General features: G+C 49.2%; 17 protein-coding genes. 1 reads left to right on the plus strand and 16 read right to left on the minus strand.

Annotated features, from left to right (window positions below):
- Window positions 1-2: 2 nt before the first annotated feature.
- The 16 genes from COW20_04915 to COW20_04990 all read right to left on the minus strand — a co-directional run bounded on the left by COW20_04915 (window position 3) and on the right by COW20_04990 (window position 12269).
- A complete protein-coding gene (locus tag COW20_04915; protein PIW49741.1) occupies window positions 3-353 on the minus strand; it encodes a 50S ribosomal protein L22 in 351 nt (116 codons plus the stop codon).
- Window positions 354-368: 15 nt separating this feature from the next.
- Entirely contained in the window at window positions 369-647 is a 279-nt protein-coding gene (locus COW20_04920) for a 30S ribosomal protein S19 (GenBank protein ID PIW49742.1), read from the minus strand.
- Window positions 648-662: 15 nt separating this feature from the next.
- On the minus strand, window positions 663-1499 hold the full coding sequence (locus tag COW20_04925) for a 50S ribosomal protein L2 (GenBank protein PIW49743.1): 837 nt from the start codon (window positions 1497-1499) through the stop codon (window positions 663-665).
- Window positions 1500-1515: 16 nt separating this feature from the next.
- Entirely contained in the window at window positions 1516-1794 is a 279-nt protein-coding gene (locus tag COW20_04930; protein PIW49744.1) for a 50S ribosomal protein L23, read from the minus strand.
- A 1-nt stretch (window position 1795) separates the two neighbouring features.
- Window positions 1796-2416: a 50S ribosomal protein L4 gene (locus COW20_04935; GenBank protein PIW49745.1), complete on the minus strand. Its 621-nt coding sequence runs from the start codon at window positions 2414-2416 to the stop codon at window positions 1796-1798.
- Window positions 2416-3060, minus strand: coding sequence for a 50S ribosomal protein L3 (locus COW20_04940; GenBank protein ID PIW49746.1), 645 nt, complete (start codon window positions 3058-3060; stop codon window positions 2416-2418). Before COW20_04940 ends, COW20_04935 begins: the two co-directional genes overlap by 1 nt.
- Window positions 3061-3108: 48 nt before the next feature.
- Window positions 3109-3417 (minus strand): 30S ribosomal protein S10, encoded by a 309-nt coding sequence (locus COW20_04945; GenBank protein PIW49747.1) that lies wholly within the window; start codon window positions 3415-3417, stop codon window positions 3109-3111.
- 11 nt (window positions 3418-3428) lie between these two features.
- A complete protein-coding gene (gene tuf / locus COW20_04950) occupies window positions 3429-4661 on the minus strand; it encodes an elongation factor Tu (GenBank protein PIW49748.1) in 1233 nt (410 codons plus the stop codon).
- Window positions 4662-4752: 91 nt separating this feature from the next.
- Window positions 4753-6846 carry an elongation factor G gene (fusA, locus tag COW20_04955; GenBank protein PIW49749.1) on the minus strand — a complete coding sequence of 698 codons (2094 nt, stop codon included), beginning with the start codon at window positions 6844-6846 and terminating at the stop codon, window positions 4753-4755.
- A gap of 26 nt (window positions 6847-6872) precedes the next feature.
- Window positions 6873-7343 (minus strand): 30S ribosomal protein S7, encoded by a 471-nt coding sequence (locus COW20_04960; GenBank protein PIW49750.1) that lies wholly within the window; start codon window positions 7341-7343, stop codon window positions 6873-6875.
- Between the two features lie 15 nt (window positions 7344-7358).
- On the minus strand, window positions 7359-7754 hold the full coding sequence (locus COW20_04965; GenBank protein PIW49751.1) for a 30S ribosomal protein S12: 396 nt from the start codon (window positions 7752-7754) through the stop codon (window positions 7359-7361).
- Between the two features lie 257 nt (window positions 7755-8011).
- Window positions 8012-8563 carry a hypothetical protein gene (locus COW20_04970; protein PIW49752.1) on the minus strand — a complete coding sequence of 184 codons (552 nt, stop codon included), beginning with the start codon at window positions 8561-8563 and terminating at the stop codon, window positions 8012-8014.
- 13 nt (window positions 8564-8576) lie between these two features.
- Window positions 8577-9005: a hypothetical protein gene (locus COW20_04975; protein ID PIW49753.1), complete on the minus strand. Its 429-nt coding sequence runs from the start codon at window positions 9003-9005 to the stop codon at window positions 8577-8579.
- A 10-nt stretch (window positions 9006-9015) separates the two neighbouring features.
- Entirely contained in the window at window positions 9016-9396 is a 381-nt protein-coding gene (gene rsfS, locus COW20_04980; GenBank protein ID PIW49754.1) for a ribosome silencing factor, read from the minus strand.
- Window positions 9397-9538: 142 nt separating this feature from the next.
- Window positions 9539-10396 (minus strand): hypothetical protein, encoded by an 858-nt coding sequence (locus COW20_04985; protein PIW49755.1) that lies wholly within the window; start codon window positions 10394-10396, stop codon window positions 9539-9541.
- A gap of 136 nt (window positions 10397-10532) precedes the next feature.
- Entirely contained in the window at window positions 10533-12269 is a 1737-nt protein-coding gene (locus tag COW20_04990; GenBank protein PIW49756.1) for an acyl-CoA dehydrogenase, read from the minus strand.
- A gap of 219 nt (window positions 12270-12488) precedes the next feature.
- On the opposite strand from COW20_04990, the gene COW20_04995 reads away from it, so the two are divergent.
- Window positions 12489-12869: a glyoxalase gene (locus COW20_04995; protein ID PIW49757.1), complete on the plus strand. Its 381-nt coding sequence runs from the start codon at window positions 12489-12491 to the stop codon at window positions 12867-12869.
- Window positions 12870-13002: the final 133 nt, after the last annotated feature.

Here is a 13002-nt window from a genome sequence, read left to right on the forward strand (position 1 = left end):
CCTTACTTCTTCTTCGGCCCAACGGCGATGGTGACATGGCTGGAGCGCTTTTTGATCATATAGGCGCGGCCCTGTGCACGGGGCTGAACCCGGCGCAGTGTGCGGCCACCATCTACAAAAGCTTCAACCACATAGAGTTCTTCCACATCCAACATATTGTTGTTTTCTGCATTTGAAAGTGCAGAGTGGAGAACCTTTTCAATAATCCGGGCAGCTTTATGCGGCATGAACTTGAGGTGGTCCAACGCATCAAGTCCATTCATTCCCCGGACCAGATTCATCACCCGTCTCAGCTTGAAGGGTGACATGCTGACATTCTTGGCAATTGCCTTGACTTTAACTGGGTTACTCACGGTATGTTCCTCATTCTATCGGCGTGATACGGTTTTTTCACCGGCGTGGCCACGGAACATACGGGTGGGAACAAATTCGCCCAACCGGTAGTCAACCATGTTTTCAGTCACGAAGATGGGCACATGTTTGCGGCCATTATAAACGGCAATGGTGTGTCCAATCATATCCGGTGTAATGGTGGAGGCGCGGGACCAGGTTTTAATGACGCGCTTCTCATTTTTATCATTCATGCGCTCAATTTTCTTAAGCAGCTTTTCCTGAATAAAAGGTCCTTTTTTTACAGAACGGCTCATTGGTCGCTGTCTCCTTTATCGTGCGTTCCGGCTAACGCGCTTCTGTGTAATGAAGCGGTCGCTCGGTTTTTTCTTGCGGGTGCGGAAGCCCATAGCAGGCTGACCCCAGGGGGTCTGTGCCTTACCACCGACGGGTGCTTTACCCTCACCACCACCATGTGGGTGATCGCAGGGGTTCATCACAACACCGCGGTTGTGGGGCCGACGGCCCATGTGACGTTTACGACCGGCTTTACCAATCGAAACGTTTTTAAAATCGGCATTGCCCAGCGAACCAATGGTGGCCCGGCAATTTTTGGAAACCATACGCACTTCGCCAGAAGGCAGCTTGATTTGAACGTACTCGCCGTCCTTTGCCACAAGCTGAGCGGATGTTCCGGCCGCACGGGCCATCTGTCCACCCCGGCCGGGCTGAAGCTCCACGTTATGAATCACTGTACCCAGAGGAATATCTTTCAGAACCATGGCATGCCCTGGTTTGATGTCAGCCTGTTCACCGGCAAGCACTTCATCGCCAACTTTTAAACCCTGGGGAGCCAGGATATAGCGTTTTTCGCCATCGGCATAGTGAAGTAAGGCAATATTGGCTGTGCGGTTGGGATCGTATTCGATCGTTGCCACTTTAGCAGGAATATTGTCTTTATTACGCTTGAAGTCAATCAGGCGGTAATGACGTTTATGACCACCCCCCCGGAAGCGGGATGTAATCCGTCCGGTATTGTTGCGGCCACCTGTTTTCTTCAGAGGTACCAGCAGTGATTTTTCGGGCGTAGAGGTTGTGATTTCCTCATATGTAAGCCGGCTCATATTGCGTTGGCCAGCAGTTGTTGGTTTTAAAACTCGAATACCCATAGTGTTTCACCACTTCCTAAATCGCGAGATCAATTTTGTGACCAGCTTTAAGGGTCACAATTGCTTTTTTGCGGGCTTTCCGCTTACGGGCACGACTCCCAAAAGGGCGTTGCTCCGGCTTGACATTCAGAGTGCGAACCTTGTCGACGTCCACTTTAAAAATGGTGCTGACGGCTTTCGCGATCTCAACTTTGTTTGCTTTTGTATCCACTTCAAAGACGTACTGGTTATCGGCACCCAAGAGGGTCGATTTTTCAGTAATCAGAGGATATTTTACGATGGTATAGGGATCCATATCAGACAATCCTTCCTTCCAGTAACTGCAGAGAACCTTCAGCAACCAGCAGAGTGTCATGTTTCAGGACATCTACTACACCTACGTTTTTGGGGCTGACGACAGAAACCTGACGCAGATTACGGGTCACCTTATGCAAGGCTTCGTTATAATCAGCAATCACCAGAACTTTCTGATCAGCAAGGCCCATTTTTCCGAGCAGAGCCAGGAATTCAGAGGTCTTGTTCAGGTTCAGAGTGGCGTCTTCGACGACAACGGCGCTTTCACGTTTAACGGAGAGCGCAGAGCTCAGCGCACGAAATGCCATTTTACGGTTCAGACTGGTTTCAAAGCTGTGGGGTCTTGGACCAAAGGAAACACCGCCCCCACGCCAAATCGACGAGGTACGGCTACCGGCACGGGCGCGGCCTGTGCCTTTTTGTTTCCAGGGTTTCTTACCACCACCGCGTACTTCAGAGCGGGTTTTGGTGCAGGCAGTTCCCAGACGGGCATTGTTCAATTGACGAACAGAAGCCATATGCATCAAATCGACATTGGGTTCAGCGCCCCAGAGCAGATCAGCACCTTCGATGCTGACGTATCCCTGGCTGGACGCTTCAAACTTTTTCAATTCAACGGACATTAGGCTTTCCCTCCTTTAACAACAGGAACAATTTTAACGACTGCACCTGTAGAACCGGGAACAGCTCCTTTTACCAACAGCAGATTGCGTTCGGTATCCACCTGAACCACCTGCAGATTTGTGGTCGTAACTACCTTATTGGGTTTACGGCCAGACATCTTGACGCCTTTGTATACGCGTCCAGGTGTAGTACCGGCACCAATGGAGCCGGGAATACGGTGGGACTTGGAACCATGACTCATGGGACCACGACCGAAATGATGGCGTTTGGTAGCTCCCATAAAGCCTTTGCCAATGGGTTTGCCCTGAACATTGATGGCCTGGCCTACGCTGAACTGACTGACTGTCAATTCTGCGCCGACTTCAAACCCATCGGTGCTCTGTGTACGAAATTCAACCAGGCGTCGAGTTGTATGGACACCCGCTTTTTTAAAATGACCTTGCTGAGGCTTGTTCAAACGATGCTTCGGAACCGATTCAAAACCGACCTGCAAAGCCGAATACCCATCGGTATCCGGCTTCTTGACCTGAACGATCGGGCAGGGGCCGGCCTGAATAACTGTGACCGGCACACTGTTTCCCGTTTCATCGAAGACATGTGTCATCCCCAGTTTGGTACCTATAAGTCCTACATTAGAACTCATCGGGGTTATGTCTCCTTACTTTCTTCTTTTGCAACTGTAGTCATTTGTCTACAGCTTTACTTCGATATCGACGCCAGCAGGCAGGTCCATGTGCATCAGCGCATCAACCGTCTTCGTGGAGGGTTCCAGAATGTCCAGCAAACGCTTGTGGGTACGAATCTCGAAATGTTCCCGAGATTTCTTATCCACGTGCGGTGAACGCAGAACACAAAACACGTTCTTGCGGATGGGCAGCGGCACCGGACCTACTACTTTGGCGTCGGTACGGCGAGCGGTTTCCACAATACGACGCGCGGACTCGTCCAGCAAACGATGATCGTAGGATTTTAACCTGATTCTGATTTTTTGACCTGCCATACTAACAATCCTTATTCTTCTTCTTTAATATCAGCCAGGATGCTGGTTACGACGCCTGAACCGACCGTACGGCCGCCTTCACGAATCGCGAAACGCATTCCTTCTTCAATAGCGACGGGTTTCTGCAGAACGACTACCATTTCGATATTGTCGCCAGGCATAACCATTTCTACGCCTTCGGGCAGTTTGCACTCACCAGTTACGTCGGTGGTACGAACATAGAACTGAGGGCGATAGCCGGGGAAGAACGGTGTGTGACGACCGCCTTCTTCTTTTTTCAATACGTAGACTTGCGCATTGAAGTGGTTGTGGGGCTTAATGGAGCCGGGTTTAGCGACTACCTGTCCACGTTCCACGTCATCTTTGCTGATACCACGCATCAGGATGCCCACGTTGTCACCAGCCAGACCTTCGTCCAGGGTTTTACGGAACATTTCAACACCGGTAACGACGGTTTTACGGGTATCACCCAGACCGACGATTTCTACTTCTTCACCGACTTTGCAGCGACCGCGTTCGATACGGCCGGTTGCTACAGTACCACGACCGGTGATGGTGAAAACATCTTCCACTGCCATCAGCAGGGGTTTGTCCACATCACGTGCGGGGTCGGGAATATAAGAGTCAACGGCATCCATCAGAGCCCAGACTTTGTCAACCCACTCATTTTCACCACGTTGGGTTTTGGGGTTGCCAGCCATAGCTTCCATGGCTTTGAAGCCAGAACCAGCTACGATAGGAATATCATCGCCGGGGAACTCATATTCGTTCAGCAGTTCGCGCAGTTCCATTTCAACCAACTCGATCAGCTCAGGGTCATCTACCTGGTCGATCTTGTTGAGGAAGCAGACCATGCTGGGAACGCCAACCTGACGGGCCAAGAGGATGTGTTCACGGGTCTGGGGCATGGGGCCGTCAGAAGCAGACACAACCAGAATCGCGCCGTCCATCTGAGCTGCACCGGTAATCATGTTCTTGATGTAGTCAGCGTGTCCGGGGCAGTCAACGTGAGCATAGTGACGTTTTTCGGTTTCATACTCAACGTGGCTGGTATTGATGGTGATACCACGCGCTTTTTCTTCGGGGGCATTGTCAATCTGGTCATAGCCGCGTGCCACGCCGCCACCTGCTGCTGCCAGCGCCATGGTAATAGCTGCTGTCAGAGTGGTTTTGCCGTGGTCAACGTGGCCAATGGTGCCAATATTGACGTGCGGTTTATTACGTTCAAATTTTTCTCTCGCCATACTGAATCTCCTAGGTCACAATATAATTTGTTATTTAACTTATATTTAACTTGGCCTAAATATCAATTTTAATCAATTTTAGGCCAGATGTCTATACCTTTGCTTTGCCAGATGCGTACACAACGGCTTCAGCGACATTCTTGGGAACTTCGGCATAATGAGAAAACTCCATGCTGAAGGTTCCGCGCCCCTGGGTCATGGAGCGTACATCGGTTGCATAGCCAAACATCTCAGCCAGCGGTACCGACGCGTGAATTTTCTGGAGGCCACCATCTTCGGCTTCCATGCTCTTGAGTTCGCCACGACGACGGCCTTGCAGGTCGCCCATGACATCCCCCATGTTATTTTCGGGCACAATGACTTCCAGACTCATACGCGGCTCCAACAGGTAAGGATTGGCTTTGCGCATGGATTCTTTAAAACCCATTGAACCGGCAATCCGGAAGGCCATATCTGAAGAGTCCACTTCGTGGAAGGAGCCGTCATACAGGGTGACCTTGATGCCAATGGCGGGGAATCCAGCCACAACACCTGAGGTCATTGCATCACGCATGCCACCTTCAACGGCGGGGATATATTCCTTCGGAATGACACCACCGACAATTTCGCTGACAAATACAAAGTCTTCTTCAGACTCGGCAGGCAGGGGTTCCATACGAACACGGATGTGTGCATATTGACCACGACCACCAGATTGTTTAACGAACTTGGTTTCATTTTCAACTTTGCTGCGAATGGTTTCGCGGTAAGAAATCTGGGGCTTACCAACGTTACAGCCTACGTTGAACTCACGGACCAGACGGTCGGCGATGATTTCAAGGTGAAGTTCACCCATGCCGGAAATAATCGTTTCGCCTGTTTCATGATCCACTTTCACGCGGAAAGTGGGATCTTCTTCAGCCAGACGTCCAAGGGCAGCAGACAGTTTGTCGCGATCCGCCTGGGTTTTGGGCTCAACAGCCACAGAAACAACGGGCTCAGGGAAGACCATGCTTTCAAGGATGACGGGTTTGTTTTCGTTACAGAGGGTGTCCCCTGTGGTGGTGTTGCGCAGGCCAATGGCTGCGGCCAAATCACCGGCATAAACCGCGTCAATTTCAAGACGTTGATCCGCACGCATCTGTACCAGACGGGAAATGCGCTCTTTATGGCCTTTGGTGGAGTTGTAGACATAGCTGCCCTTTTCCAGGGTGCCAGAATAGCAACGGATAAAGGTCAGTTTACCGATAAAGGGATCGGTAATGATCTTGAACGCCAAAGCAGAAAAGGGCTCGTCATCTTTGGGATAGAGCAGAACTTCTTCGTCTTCTTTTGACATGTCCTGTACAGGAGGCACGTCAAGGGGAGAAGGCAGATAGTCGAGAACCGCGTCGAGCAGGAGCTGAACGCCTTTGTTTTTAAAGGCGGTTCCGCAGAATACAGGGGTCAGCTTGGTGGCGATAACGGCTTGGCGCATGGCTTTTTTAAGCTCATCTACGCTGATTTCTTCGCCTTCCATATATTTGGTCAGCAAAGCGTCATCTTGTTCAGAGGCTGCTTCGATCAATTCTTCGCGATATTTTTCAACATCTTTCAGCATATGCTCAGGAATGGGCAGTTCGCGGATATCTTCGCCGAGGTCATCATAATAGCCATAAGCTTTTTGGGTGACCAAATCGACAATACCGAAAAACTCTTCATTCTGGAAAATGGGCAGTTGAGCAGGAATAGCCCGGTCGTTCAGGCGTTCGCGTACTTTTTCGAAGGCGCGTACATAGTTGGCGCCGGGACGGTCCATTTTATTGACGAAGATAATGCGGGGAACCTTATAACGGTTGGCCTGGCGCCAGACGGTTTCAGATTGGGGTTGTACACCGGCTACCGCGCAGAGTACGCCCACCATGCCATCGAGTACACGCAGAGAGCGTTCTACTTCAACGGTGAAATCCACGTGACCAGGGGTATCAATGATATTGATACGGTGATTTTTCCACTCAGATGTAATCGCAGCGGAGGTAATGGTGATGCCGCGTTCACGTTCCTGAACCATATAATCTGTTACGGCAGTACCATCGTGAACTTCACCGATTTTGTGTACCATGCCGGTGTAATAGAGAATACGTTCGGTGGTGGTGGTTTTACCGGCGTCAATATGGGCAACAATCCCAATATTGCGGACGGTATCAATTTTTACTTTCCTAGACATATAAGTAACTTCTGTATCCTTGTCGCTTAATAACGGTAATGCGCGAAAGCACGGTTGGCATCTGCCATTTTGTGTGTGTCTTCACGCTTTTTGACGCTGGCACCCGTATTGTTGTGGGCATCCATAATTTCTGCAGACAGTTGGTCGATCATGGATTTACCATTGCGTGCACGTGCGTGCTTGATTAACCAACGCAGGGCCAGGGCGGTACCGCGCTCCAGGGAAACTTCAATCGGCACCTGATAGGTTGCGCCACCCACACGACGGGGTTTGACTTCAATCATGGGACGAATATTGCTCAAAGCCTGCTCAAAAACTTCAATGCCGGGTTTGTTCAGCTTTTCTTCGGCGCGAGACAGGGCTTTGTAAACAATGTTTTCAGCCACGGTCTTTTTACCGCGCATCATCATGCAATTGATGAATTTGGAAAGAACTTCACTGCGGTATACGGCATCAGGTGCAGGAATCCGCTTTTTGATTTTCGCTCTTCTGGGCATAGGATCACCTTTTCACTACTTTTTCGCTGCTGTTTTGGATTTTTTGGGCGGCTTCGCACCATACTTGGAACGGCCTTGGGCACGGTTGGCTGCGCCATTGGTATCCAGGGTTCCACGCACGATGTGATAACGCACACCAGGCAAGTCTTTTACACGGCCACCGCGAATCAAGACCACAGAGTGTTCCTGGAGATTGTGACCAATCCCGGGAATATATGCGGTTACTTCGATTTTGCTGGTCAAGCGGACACGAGCCACTTTGCGCAGGGCGGAGTTCGGTTTCTTCGGTGTCATGGTGAACACACGGGTGCACACCCCTCTACGTTGAGGGCACTGCTTTAAAGCGGGTGACTTGGATTTATAGGTCACCGCTTTTCTGGGTTTCCGGATTAACTGATTGATTGTAGGCAAGAGAGTCCCTCCTCACTGGTTTAGAAAGCTTTAAATTCAGGATAAATCGGAATAATGAAAACAGTATATTCAGGAAACGAAGTATACCAATAGAATTGAGGCGATGTCTACCATATTCAGCGGCTTTGCGGGAAAAAAAGTGATCCTGATCTCTTTCAGCTCTCGAAAGAGATCCTAGTGCCTTAAATTTTTTCAAAAACAAGCCAATAAAAGGCTTTCTGCCAGACTTATGTGCACATGAAGGCCATTTTAACTGCCTATTTTAACTTGTACTTTAAGCCCGTCTCTTCAATTTTTTGACGAAGATCCTGTAAAGATTCTTCAAGTTCAGAAGTGGGAAGTTCTGCTTTGTTCTGAATTTGGCTGACCAGAAAATCCACTTTGGCAAGAATGGCTTCGGTTTTCTGGGTCTCAATCACCAGGCTGTTGCGCAGGTGATCGAGCAGGTGGTTGACTTCTTCGGCCAGCTCCTGCAATTCGTCATCGGTGCGCAGAAAAACGCGCAGACTCAAATCTTTTTCATCGATAATCTGGCGGAAGCTTTTCTCGATCTTGTAGATCGGGCCCGCGATTTTATGGGTAAAGAGAATACTGATACCCGCCACCAGAACGACAAAGCCTATTGCCAGCAGGAGCAGGTATATAAGTGAAAAGCCCGGTGTGCCATTTTTCAACAGGGGGGCAATCAATGAAAGAATAACCCCCAGATTTAGGCCCACGCCAATCGCCAATACAAACATAAACGCGTATTTGGTCTGAAGGTCGGGTTTTACAAAATACTGCGTACGACGGTAGGCGCGCTCAGCCATTCTTTACCTCATCCTATCCATTGCTCATGGTAAAAACTTTACCACTTTTTTTATGCAGATTGCCGGTGCTGTCATAGCCAAAAATATAATATTTATCATTGTTTGAGATCGGTTGGTAGGTCACCATGCCAGCAGGGCCCGTGGTGCCCACATAATCGATCGCCCATTTTCCGCTTTCGACATTGCCACGGGCATTGTTATAGGGGTTTGTCATGATTTTGTTGTAATTTTTGTTTGTGGCTTCATGGCCTAAGGTTAAAAGATTTTCAGGGTAGATCTTGTTGTCAATATGGTAGGTTTCCAACATAATGCGCAAAGCCCGCGCATTGCTTTCCATTGCAGAGTCTTTGGCGCGGTCTTTGTTTGAAATGAAATTGGGCAAAGCAACCAATACCAAAATCGAGATGATCAGCGCGACCGCTAAAATCTCGTAAATGGTCATTCCCTGTTGATTAGGTTTTCTGTGTGGCATGGCTCCAGAGCTCTTCCAGATTATAAAATACGCGTTGGCTTTCCTGCATAACATGCACGACCATGAAACCAAGGTCAATTAAGATCCAAGAGCCTTCGCTTTTGCCTTCATTGCTGTAAACATGTAAATTTTGTTCTTTGGCATATTGATCTACGGTACCAGCCAAAGCCTGGCAATGGGTGCGGGAGTTTGCACCAGCGACCAGAAAATAATCTGCGACTGAGGATTTTTCTCTTAAATCGAGAGTGGCCAAATCCAGGGCCTTTTTTTCTTCGAGTAATTCCTGAATGGCCTTTAAGTGTAGGGCAACATCACTGTCGGTCAGCAGGTTTTGCGGTGCTTGTATTTGGTTTTCAGACATTCTTTTAATTTCACGTTTTTAAATTTGGTTCAAGCCTTTGAGCGGTTTGAACACTGCTTTTTTCGAGGAACCTTGCATGATTTCAGGTTCTTGACAATAGGGCCATTATATCACAGCCATCTGGGGAGTTAAGCCCTCGGCTCTATGCGTTTTTTTTCTGGTAATGCACTTGAAACTGGATTTGGCGTGTTTGAATTTGATAGGACAATCCCTTGAACCAGCTTTTCAGCAGGGGGTGAAGGGGCAGCAGCTGATCGGCATGAAACCAGCGAAAGGGCTGTTTGTTTTCGAGCACCAGATCCTTTTCTAGGGCCCAACTGGCCGCCTGCAATCCCAAGGGGTTGACCAGATCGCGCTGCATGGCGAGCAGGCGGCCTTCATGGGCAGGATCGAGAAAATGAAAGGCCTGTTTGTACATGATCGCGTTGTGTAGCCAAGCAGGCTGAGTTAAAACCCCATCCAAACCGAGTCTTTCTGCGGAGATCTGGATCAGGGCCATGACGAATTTTCCCATGCCGAGACCCGGGTGGGTTTGACCTGGCAGGGGCCGTTTCTGCTGGCTGAAGGAAGCCTGCGGATTCTGTAAGCAGACCCATTCAACCGCGAGAAACTGAAAGGCGTGTCCCGCCAGGCTGGGGCAAAGGCGATCATCAAAATTGAATTTCCGGCGTTTCATGACCACTTCGTGCAAGAGGCGTTCTTCTGAAATTTCTCCGGCGTAAAGGGCCAGACGGTGCTGGTAGGGATCTTCGGTATCCAGTTGCATGCGAATATCGCTGAATCCCCGTTTTTCCAGTTCCCTGTAAATGCCATATTCGTGCAGGGCATAGTCGAGACCTTCGGGGGAATAATAGGCCAAAAAATAGGGCTGACCGCGCTTTTCAGGGGGGATATTCAGACTTTCAAGATCATCCAGGCGCAAGAGACTGTCTTCGGCGTAGTGCAAGCGGTATTCAGATAGGCGTCGGGCAATGGCCCGCTGGCGTTGGATAAAAGACATGTATTAGGAAACCGATTGAATTTTAATCCTCAAGCATGAGGTCTGCTTTTCAGCTTAGCGTATCCCTCTCCCTTTCAACAAATTCAGGGTTTCAGTGAATCTTCTTCACTGAAACCCTGAATGTCTGCTTTTTAACTTAAGAAGCGCTGGTTGCCATTTCTTTGCGCTTGGGCATGTCTTCAAAGGTGCCCAGATCAAAGATTTTGGGTTGGAAACCCCCGTCTTCGTAGAGGGTATCGGCCAGGCGGGTCAGATAGGGATCGTGGTTCAAATCAAACTGATCCATATTGCGTTCAATCCGTTCAAAGGCCATCCGGCAGAAGGAGCGGGTCAGATAGAGTTCGGTTTTGGCTTCTTCTTTGGTCTTGCCCATCTCCAGCAGAGCCGAAGTGCGTGAGAGCATGGCGGCCATGACGTAAAGATCAATCACGCTGTCGGCAATGCGCTTTTGGTGAAGTTGCAGCATGATCACGTCTTTTTTATAGATCCGCAGCAATTGCATGGCGTAGGCACTGAGCTTGTCGACACCTTTGCAGAAGAGTTGGGATTCTTTCTGCAGCAGGCTGTGCGCCTTGGTCATGCGGGCGGGGGTCAAGGTTTTTTGTGCATAGCCTCGCAACCCAGCTTTTTTCAGGAATTTGCCCAGAGATTTCAAGCCTTCAAGTGAAATCATGGCGCGTGAAATTTCACTGGTGCCTTCAATGATCAGGCCCAGACGGGCATCGCGCATAAAGCGCTCAATCGGCAGTTCGCGGATATAGCCCATGCCGCCATGAATCTGCATGGCTTCGTCGCAGATTTTCCAAAGCGATTCGGTGCTGAAGACTTTGGCAACAGCGGCTTCAATCGCGTAATCTTCCATGCCATTGTCGACCAGACCGGCGGTCAGATAGCCGACGCACTGCATGCCATAGGCCAGCATCGACATATTGGCGATTTTTTCTTTGATCAGGTCAAACTGGCCGATATGTTTGCCGAACTGCTTGCGCTCATTGGCGTATTTGACGCTCATATCAATCAAGTGCTTGGCCACGCCAAAAGAGGCTGTAGAGGTGCTTAAACGGCCATTGTTGAGAATTTCCATGGCAACTTTGAAGCCTTTACCCACTTCACCGAGCACGTTTTCCACAGGCACTTTGACATTTTCAAAGAAGACCATGGTGGTGGAAGAACCCTTCCAGCCCATTTTCTGTTCTTCGGGGCCACTGCTGACACCGCCCAGATCACGGGTCACCATAAAGGCTGTGATTTTGTCCTGTTTCAGTCCGCCTTCTTCAACGGAGGTCTGGGCAAAAACCGTATAGAAATCGGCAAAACCACCGTTGGTGATAAATTGCTTTTCACCGTTGAGAATAAAATGACTGCCGTCTTCACTTAAAACGGCACGGGTGCGGATACTGGCGGCATCGGAACCGGAATTGGGTTCGGTCAGACAGAAGGCCGCAATCATTTCTCCGCTGGCCAGTTTGGGCAGATATTTCTTTTTCTGGGTTTCATTTCCAGCCAAGAGCAGGCCCTTCATGCCGATGCTTTGATGCCCCCCCACTGTGGCGGCTACGGCACTGCCTAAAACAGCCAGATCTTCAAGTACACGGGCATAGCCAGAAATACTCAGGCCAATGCCTTCATGCTCTTCTGGAATAATCAGGCCAAAAAGACCCAATTCTTTCATTTCTTCAAGCACTTCAGCTGGCAGTTTTTCGTCTTTGTCGATTTTATCGGGATTGATGCCTTTGCCAAAAGCTTTGATACTGGCGGAAATCATTTCAATGGTTTCCTGTTCTTCGGCCTTCATGCGTGGAAAAGGAAAGATAATTTCATCCAGCACATCGCCCATGAACAAATTACGGAGAAAGCCATTTTTGTCAGACATTGAAAATACCCTTTCAGATTAAGGTTGCGAGCCGGTGCTTAAACTTAAGAAAATAAAGGACAGAAATACATTTGTATGCACCGCGTCAATTATAAGCATAGCCAAGGATCCGCTCCTGCGTCAAGGCAAAATAAAGGATTCTGTTTTGAAGCTTTGACTGGCTGGTTTAGGTTTTGCGACGTATGCTGGAGCATTACCCCCTTTGAGGAAAGAAAATTCATGCAACCCTTATTTGTTCTGTATGTGGCCGATCAAGTGAAAAGCGCTGGTTTTTACCGGGTGGTTCTGGATTTGGAACCGTGTTTGGATGTGCCGGGAATGACCCAATTTGAACTCCATCAGGGCAGTCTTTTGGGACTGATGCCTGAAACTGGAATTCAACGGCTTTTAGGGGATCAAATTCCTGATTTGTCTTTGTTCAGGGGAGTGCCTCGGGCAGAACTGTATCTGAGAGTTGCCGAACCTCAGCGATATCATGCCCGGGTGCTTGCCCAGGGGGGGAAAGAGCTAAGCCCTCTGCAAAAGCGTGGCTGGGGAGACCTGGCTGCCTATAGTCAGGATTTGGATGGACATGTTCTGGCGTTTGCACGGTCTGTTTAAGAGTTGTGATCTCTGTACCCTTTGTGGTTTATTGAGTAGCGATCCCCTTGATTGAAAACCTATACTTTTCAGGACGTTTTAGACATGCAAACACCTCTTTTCCTGAATTCATTCAAACACCGCTTTCAGGTGT

The sequence above is a fragment of the bacterium (Candidatus Blackallbacteria) CG13_big_fil_rev_8_21_14_2_50_49_14 genome (assembly GCA_002783405.1).
GTDB lineage: Bacteria > Cyanobacteriota > Sericytochromatia > UBA7694 > UBA7694.

Bases quoted from the DNA above. Each gene is read 5' to 3' on its own strand.
- COW20_04920 (PIW49742.1), bottom strand. From the start codon at position 647: ATGAGCCGTTCTGTAAAAAAAGGACCTTTTATTCAGGAAAAGCTGCTT.
- COW20_04925 (PIW49743.1), bottom strand. From the start codon at position 1,499: ATGGGTATTCGAGTTTTAAAACCAACAACTGCTGGCCAACGCAATATG.
- COW20_04930 (PIW49744.1), bottom strand. From the start codon at position 1,794: ATGGATCCCTATACCATCGTAAAATATCCTCTGATTACTGAAAAATCG.
- COW20_04935 (PIW49745.1), bottom strand. From the start codon at position 2,416: ATGTCCGTTGAATTGAAAAAGTTTGAAGCGTCCAGCCAGGGATACGTC.
- COW20_04940 (PIW49746.1), bottom strand. From the start codon at position 3,060: ATGAGTTCTAATGTAGGACTTATAGGTACCAAACTGGGGATGACACAT.
- COW20_04945 (PIW49747.1), bottom strand. From the start codon at position 3,417: ATGGCAGGTCAAAAAATCAGAATCAGGTTAAAATCCTACGATCATCGT.
- tuf (PIW49748.1), bottom strand. From the start codon at position 4,661: ATGGCGAGAGAAAAATTTGAACGTAATAAACCGCACGTCAATATTGGC.
- fusA (PIW49749.1), bottom strand. From the start codon at position 6,846: ATGTCTAGGAAAGTAAAAATTGATACCGTCCGCAATATTGGGATTGTT.
- COW20_04960 (PIW49750.1), bottom strand. From the start codon at position 7,343: ATGCCCAGAAGAGCGAAAATCAAAAAGCGGATTCCTGCACCTGATGCC.
- COW20_04970 (PIW49752.1), bottom strand. From the start codon at position 8,563: ATGGCTGAGCGCGCCTACCGTCGTACGCAGTATTTTGTAAAACCCGAC.
- COW20_04975 (PIW49753.1), bottom strand. From the start codon at position 9,005: ATGACCATTTACGAGATTTTAGCGGTCGCGCTGATCATCTCGATTTTG.
- rsfS (PIW49754.1), bottom strand. From the start codon at position 9,396: ATGTCTGAAAACCAAATACAAGCACCGCAAAACCTGCTGACCGACAGT.
- COW20_04985 (PIW49755.1), bottom strand. From the start codon at position 10,396: ATGTCTTTTATCCAACGCCAGCGGGCCATTGCCCGACGCCTATCTGAA.
- COW20_04990 (PIW49756.1), bottom strand. From the start codon at position 12,269: ATGTCTGACAAAAATGGCTTTCTCCGTAATTTGTTCATGGGCGATGTG.
- COW20_04995 (PIW49757.1), top strand. From the start codon at position 12,489: ATGCAACCCTTATTTGTTCTGTATGTGGCCGATCAAGTGAAAAGCGCT.